This window comes from Streptomyces sp. MZ04, assembly GCF_004684775.1.
GTDB lineage: Bacteria > Actinomycetota > Actinomycetes > Streptomycetales > Streptomycetaceae > Streptomyces.
This window is the reverse complement of record NZ_SRIC01000376.1, coordinates 1-6,646: the sequence shown is the minus strand read 5'-3', so window position 1 is coordinate 6,646 and position 6,646 is coordinate 1. Positions and strand designations below refer to the sequence as shown.

Genomic DNA, 6,646 nt, shown 5'->3' with positions numbered 1-6,646 from the left:
GTGGGGGGAGTGGGGGGACAGGGGGGCGACGGGCTCAGGTGACGAAGAAGAGCCCCGTGTCGCATTCGGCGGGGGTGTACTCGTCAAGGCGGGTGCGGAGGTTGTCCTCACGCAGTGGCTCGAAGAGGTGGTGCAGTGCGCCGGGTTCGCAGCCGTTGGCGCCGCCGCGGCGGATCGCGTCGGGGCAGTCGTCGGCGAGCCGCACGTAGCCGGGCGAGCCGTACTGGGTGGTGGCGAAGCGCAACTTCACCCGGTCCGGATCCCCGGAGTGGTCGGGTTCGCAGTGGAACCGGGGTGGGGTCGACGAGCGTTGGGGCAGCCAGCAGAAACGCAGGGAGCCCTGGTCGAGTCGCTCGACGGACACCTTGCCGGCCAGTAGGCAGTTCTCCAGCACGTCGACCGCGTGCGCGCGGACGGCTCCGAGGACGGTGGTGCGGCGGGCGGTGAGGAGGACGCCGGCGGGGCCGCCGTCCAGTGTGCCGATCGCCGTCGCCTCGGAGGTGGCGTCCACCACGCTGTCGTAGAGCTCGACGCGGTTGTCCTCGCCTGCGTCGACGGACAGGGCGCCGATGATGCTGTGGTGGATCTCGGTGTGCACCGGACTGCCGGCGATGTCAAGGCCCGGCGCCCCCGGCACCGGCGGCCTGCCGCGTGCCTCCAGCAACCAGCCCGGTACGAACGTGCAGTGCCGGACCACGAGACGCCGCACCGCGCCCCGCACCCGCACGCTGCCGCCGGTCACCAGCAGACCGTCGAGGACGATCCGCGCCGTCGGCTCTCCGGCACCCGTGATGGTCAGGGCGCGCTGACGGTCGGCGCCGTGCCGTCCGGTCAGCCGGACGACGGGTCGCACACCGTCCGCGGCGCGCAGGGTGAGGCGGTCTCCCGGGTCGAGGCGGATGTCGATCGGGTCCTCGTACACCTCGTTGGCGGTGAGCTCCACGATCACCTCCGTCTTGTCGCCGTGCGCCCGCTTCCCCGCGCTCCAGCGGTCGAGCGCGTCGGCGATGGTCGTGTGGTCCTCGCCGGGGCCCACCCGGTAACGCTCCGGGGCGTCGGTCGCCGCGGGCTCGGGGCGCGGGTACTCGCCGCCGCCGAGGTCGCCGGAGAACGCGTGGTGGTACGTCACCCGGACGCCGTGGACGGGAGCCATGCCCGGCGACAGCCTGAGGCGGCCGAGCAGGGGGTCGACGGCGACCTGCCCGCGGGACGGGCGGTAGCGCCAGTCGGACAGGTCGGCGGCGACGACCTGGTCGAGCGGTACGGCATCGCGATCGGCGTCCGGACCGGTCCACACGCACAGGCTCTTGCCGGGCCCGTAGTAGTCGTAGAGGCGCTCGGCCAGGTCTCTGCGGCCGATGGGCTCCGGCACGTTCGTCTCGTCGGCGACATGGCCGCTCGACGGCTCGGGCACCGGGGCGGTGTACAGGGGCGTGTCGATGGCGAGCACGTTGAAGGTGTAGCAGGCCCGGTCGCTATCCAGGCAGTACGCGGGGGCTCGTGTCACGGAGTAGGTGCGCAGCCGCCACAGGTGCAGGCCGACGGACTGGACGCCGTACCGACCGGGGCGGCGGGCGGAACCGGCACGCGGGACCTCCACGGTGCGGGCGCATTCGTCGAACGGGCCGCCCAGCCGGTCCAGGACCCCGGCGCGACGTACGTCGACCAGCGCACCGCGCGCCGACCTGCGGAGGGCGTCGCGGCCGTCGGTGGAGTAGCGGCGCACCGGCTGGGTGAGACAGAGCAGCCGGTGGTACTCGACGACCCGTGCCGGCCACCCGGCCACGCCGGACGCCAGGTCCTCGAGGAGAGCCAGGGTGCCCTTGCGGCGCCGGTGCGTGACCGTGTCGGCGACGTCCCTGCGGGGCACGGCGGCGGCCGGCAGCCCGGTGGCCCGGGAGGTGTCGTCCGACAGGGCGGCCGCGATGCGGGGCAGGATCTCGTACCCGACGAGATCCCCGAGGTAGGGCACCACCCAGTCGTCGCAGGTCTCGATGAACCAGTTGTCGTAGAGGCGCTCCATGTCCTCCTGGACCACGGCCGCCTGCTCGGCGACGACCGTCAGCAGCGCGCGCAGCGGGCCGCCCTGTTGCGCGTCGCGCCTGCGGTGCACGGCGGGCAGCAGCGCGTACAGCTCGTCCGGGGTCATGGAATCCTCCGCAGCAACAGGGTCCCCGGCACCGCCGGGTCCAGCAGGACGAGTTGGGCCGGACGCAGCACAAGGCGCGGGGGCCGCCACCCGGCCGGGCCAGGCGCGGCCCGGCGGTCGAGGAACACCGTGGGGGCCTGCGAGGCGTCGACGACGCCGGCCGGATCCGGCGGTTCGCCGACGGGGGAGAGGTCGCGCACGGCGCGCGGCCCCGCGGACAGGGCGGGCACGCAGGAGGCGACGGACGGATGCTCGGCGAACTTGACCACTTCGGCCGGGTCGGCGCCCTCCGGGATGCCGCCGAAGGCGTCCACGTCCACGAAGTCGACGCCCGTGACCCCTTGCGCGGCGGCGACGACGGCGCTCAGGTACACCGGCCGGGCCAAGTGCGCCTCCGCGAACCCCAGGCGGGCGGCCAGCGCCTCACGGACCCGGTGTTCGACCTTTTCCGGCAGGTGACCGGGTGCCGTACGCACGCCGAGCGCCAGCACAAGCCGGACGCGCTCGCAGGGCTCGACCCGCACGGGCAGCCGGGGGTCGCCGTACCGCCGCAGTGCCGTGCGCAGCCCGGCCAGCAGCGAGGAGGAGGGGGTCAGCGGGGCGTCGTCGGCGGCCGCGACGGTGACGTGCAGGACGGGACTGCCGCCGTCCGTGCAACGCTGGGCGACGGCCTTGCCGACGCCCGCGAAGGCCCGCGCGAACGACTGGTGGTCGCGCACCGACACCAGCCGGTCGAAGGCGGCAAGCCGCAGGGGGATCGCCCGGTACAGCTGCGCCGGCCCGTCGGCGTCGGCCCCGCCGGTCGCGGGCAGCGGGTTGGTGACCCCGCTGACACCGGGCGGCCGGCTCACCACCTGACTGATCCGCCCGGCCGCGACATTGCCGGCGCGCCCGCCGCCGACGCGGTAGCGGGCGGTGACGTTCTCCGTGCCCGAGGGCAGACGGGCGCCGCGCAGGCCGTCGCCGAACTCCACGGCGGCCCTGCCGTCCGGGCCCGCGCGCAGCTGGAAGACATGAGCGGCCGGGCCCGCCTCGCCCAGATCGGCGGTGCGCTGCCACGCCACATCGTCGACACGGACGGTCAGCGCCTCCTCGCCGCCCTCGGCGGTCGTCGACGGCAGCCACACGAGCGGGCTCTGCCGCAGCGGCAGCACCTGGCCCGCCCGGCCGGAGTCACCGCTGCCGAGGATCTCCGTCACCGTCTCGCCCGCGGTGGCCGGGACGACATTGCCGTGCACGACGACCGTGTCCCGTCGGTAGCGGTGCGTGAGCGGCGCGGTCAGCTGCAGCGTCGTGCACACCCGGTCGATGAAGGCGTGGCGCACGCCCGCGAGGACGGCGAGCTCGCTGCCCGGCACGCCCGGGCCGGGGCCGGGAACGACGTCCGTGCGCTCTCCGGAGACGATGAGCAGCCGCCCGGGGGCGAGTCCCTCGAAGGTGCCGTCCAGCGTGAGGGCGTCGCCCTTCACGTCGGTCGGATCGGGCAGGGCGGCGAGGACCAGCGGCTCCCCCGCGGCCCACACGGTGGTGGCCCGCCGGGCGGCGATGTCGTCGCAGTCCTGGGTCCACGGCCCGGCCAGCCGCAGCCGCGTCACCCGTACGGCGTCCTGACCGTTCGCCACCGACAGTTGGCCGACCTCGGTGACCTTGACGACACGGGTGCGCGGACGGCCCACCACTCCCACCGCGATCCAGCTGCCCGGCTCGATCTCCTCGTGCACCGCGTCCAGGAGCAGGACGTCCGCCGCGAGCGGAGCGGTTCCGTCCGGCTGCGACCGTGCGGCGGCCCGCAGCAGCCCTCTCACCCGGTCGTCGTCCGGGATGGAGGCACCCAGCGGGACCGCGGTGACCCGGAAGCGCTGCACACCCCACCGGGTGGTGGCCGGGACGGAGACGGCGGTCAGCGCCTCATACAGGGACGCGGTGAGGCCGGGCCGGTTGCCGGCCAGCAGGCGGGGCAGGCCGTCGGAGCCGGCGCCCAGGGCATCGGCGACGGCGGGCGGGGTGTGTGGCGCGGGCTCGCTCCGGTCGAGCGCCCGCAGCAGCGGGTCCACGGTGTGCAGCACCGGGTGGCCGGGACTGCGGAGATCGCGCCGCAGCGCCTGTGCTCCGGCCGATGCCGGCCGCGCGGGCTCCTCGGCCATCCGGCGCACGGCATGCCGCACCGTGGCGAGCCGGACGGTGGCCCGCTTGGCCAGGGCGTCGGCGTCGGCACCCCCGCCGAGGTCGGCGAGACGCTCGCGCAGTCGGCGCAGCCTGCGGTCGAGCCGGGCCGCGAAGGTGTCCGGGTCGCGCAGCTCCTCGGCGCGGTCCCGCACCTCCCGCAGCAGCGCGAGGAGCTCCTCGAAGGGGCCGCGCGAGGGCGCCCGGCCGGCGGTTTCCTCCACGTCCTCCGCGAGCGCGTCCACCGCGCTGTCCAACTGCCGTGTCGCGTCCGGCACCCGCAGTCGTACGGCGGTCCGCCCTCGCGCGGGATCCGGTGCCGCGTCCCCCACCACCCGGGTCACGTTCAGCCGGGCGTCCCGATAGGTGAACAGCAGACGGTCACCGGGGCGCAGGGCGGCCTTGACCCCTTCGATCTCGACGGACGGGGTGGTGACGGCGAGCCCGGCCATGAGGGCGGACGACCCGGTGGTGCGCACGGGCAGTCGGTTCCAGTCGGCCCGCGCGGTGAGGTCCTTGGCGGTCTCGAAGACCAGCGGAAGACCGCCGGGCTCCGGTTCGCTCCGCACCTGCGAGCCGGCCGGCACGACACAGGAGATGCCGGCGTCCAGTGTGTAGGCGAGGTGGGTGGCGGCCGCCAGCGCGGGGCGCGGCAGGTGGCCGACCAGCCGACCCAGCCGGACCAGGGACTCCTGCTCGGTCGCGGTGCGCAGGAACCCCTCGTTGGCGATGCGCTCCTGATAGAAGGTCAGCACATCGGCGACCACGGCCCATGCGTCGAGCAGGGCGATCGAGGGGTCGTCGGGCTCCCGGGTCGTGACGGCCGGGACGGGGGGCTTCGCCCCGGCCAGGGGCAGCCGGGCCGACATCGCGTCCAGGAACTGCTGATGGGTGCCGACGCGATACGACAGCGCGGGCAGTCCGGGGCGGTTCCACACCGGCGTCGAGGGCGGCTTCGGAGCGCTCATCGTCCTCCTCTCAGGCGCAGCACCAGCAGCCCGTTCGCCGGGCGCGTGATATCGCCGTCGAGCCGCGGGATCTCCAGCGGGCGCAGCTGCAGCTCCCCGGAGGGCGGCATGTCCGGGCCGTCGGCTGCGGGCCCGGACGCGTGGTGCCTGCGCAGCCGTGTGACCTCGGCGTGCCGCACTCCGGGCACCGCCATGGCGACGGCCACCAGGGCACTGGCCCGCACCGGGGTGCCGAAGGTGAGCGCCGCCGGGTCGAAGAACCCCGCGTACCTCGGCAGGAAGCGGCGCTCGAGCGCCTGCCGTACTTCGGCGGTGACCTGGTGCGGGTCGACCAGGACGTACAGGGCCACATCGATCGGCACCAACTGCGCGGGGTGGGTGACGACCTCGTGGCCGATGCGCCGGTAGCGGTGCAGTGCGGAGCGTACGTCCGCCAGCAGCTCCGGCGACGCCACGGCGGTGGCCTCCGGATCGACGGCCACGTCGGCCTCGTACCAACTGCCGGTCCAGCGCAGGGCGGCGGCGGCGCGCTGCACACCGGGGCGGCCTTCGGCGAGCGTGGCGTAGTCCTCGGCCGTGACGGCGCGCAGCAGCGTGCGGAAGGAGGCGCGGGGCGAGGCAAGGCGCACCTCGGCCACCGGCTCCGGATCCGTGCCGCCGGTCGCCGGCACCGGGTTGCGCACCCGCACGACCAGGCCCGCCAGGCCACCGTCGCGGTGGGCGATCCGGTTGACGGCCTCGCCGGCCGCGTTGCCCGCCGTGCCGTTGCCCACGCGGTAGAACGCGCGCAGCGTGGTGCCGGGGAGGGGCGCACGTCCGCAGCGGTCGTCGCCGAACCGCAGGGTGAGCACCCCGTCGTCGTCGGTCTCGCCGACCACATGCCGGTCGCGCGGGCCGCTCTCCAGCAGGTCCCGGCGCGGAGTCCACCGAGCCCGTGGACCCTCCGCCTCCACCAGGCGTACCGCGGGCAGCGCCTCGCGGGGGTCGGGGCGCAGGGCGGTGCTCGCGGGGCCGTGCAGGGAAGGGTTGGCCGGGTGCAGGCCCTCCGCGGCCCGGGCACCCCAGGTGTGCCGGAGCTCCCAGTCCGCGTCGTCGGGGTCGAGCACGTATCCGGAGTCGGCGCGGCGGGCGAGGGCTTCGAGGCGGCGCAGGCGGGGGGCGAGTACGACGTCGAAGCGGGAGAGCAGGCCGGCGACCCGGTGGGGATCGCTGAGGCCGGAGGTGCCGAAGAGCGCTTCCAGGAGGTCCCGGCCTTCGTCGTCGATTCCCATCCGCTGGTGCAGGTCGCGCAGCAGTTCACGGGCCCGGGCGGCGAGGCCGCGCAGCTGCCGGGCCTGGGCGGCGGCCAGGTCTGCCGGGCGGGGGT

The 6,646-nt window shown here is 75.4% G+C and carries 3 protein-coding genes; all 3 read right to left on the bottom strand.

Going from position 1 to position 6,646, the window contains the following annotated elements:
* Positions 1 to 34 precede the first annotated feature (34 nt).
* Positions 35 to 2,149 (bottom strand): hypothetical protein, encoded by a 2,115-nt coding sequence (locus E2651_RS39635; RefSeq protein WP_135336132.1) that lies wholly within the window; start codon positions 2,147 to 2,149, stop codon positions 35 to 37.
* Positions 2,146 to 5,280, bottom strand: coding sequence for a putative baseplate assembly protein (locus E2651_RS39630; RefSeq protein WP_135336131.1), 3,135 nt, complete (start codon positions 5,278 to 5,280; stop codon positions 2,146 to 2,148). The genes E2651_RS39635 and E2651_RS39630 overlap by 4 nt, the downstream gene beginning before the upstream one ends.
* Positions 5,277 to 6,646: putative baseplate assembly protein (locus E2651_RS39625; RefSeq protein WP_135336130.1), on the bottom strand; the 1,370-nt coding region annotated here is incomplete at its 5' end. The genes E2651_RS39630 and E2651_RS39625, both read right to left, overlap by 4 nt.

Bases quoted from the DNA above. Each gene is read 5' to 3' on its own strand.
- E2651_RS39635 (WP_135336132.1), bottom strand. From the start codon at position 2,149: ATGACCCCGGACGAGCTGTACGCGCTGCTGCCCGCCGTGCACCGCAGG.
- E2651_RS39630 (WP_135336131.1), bottom strand. From the start codon at position 5,280: ATGAGCGCTCCGAAGCCGCCCTCGACGCCGGTGTGGAACCGCCCCGGA.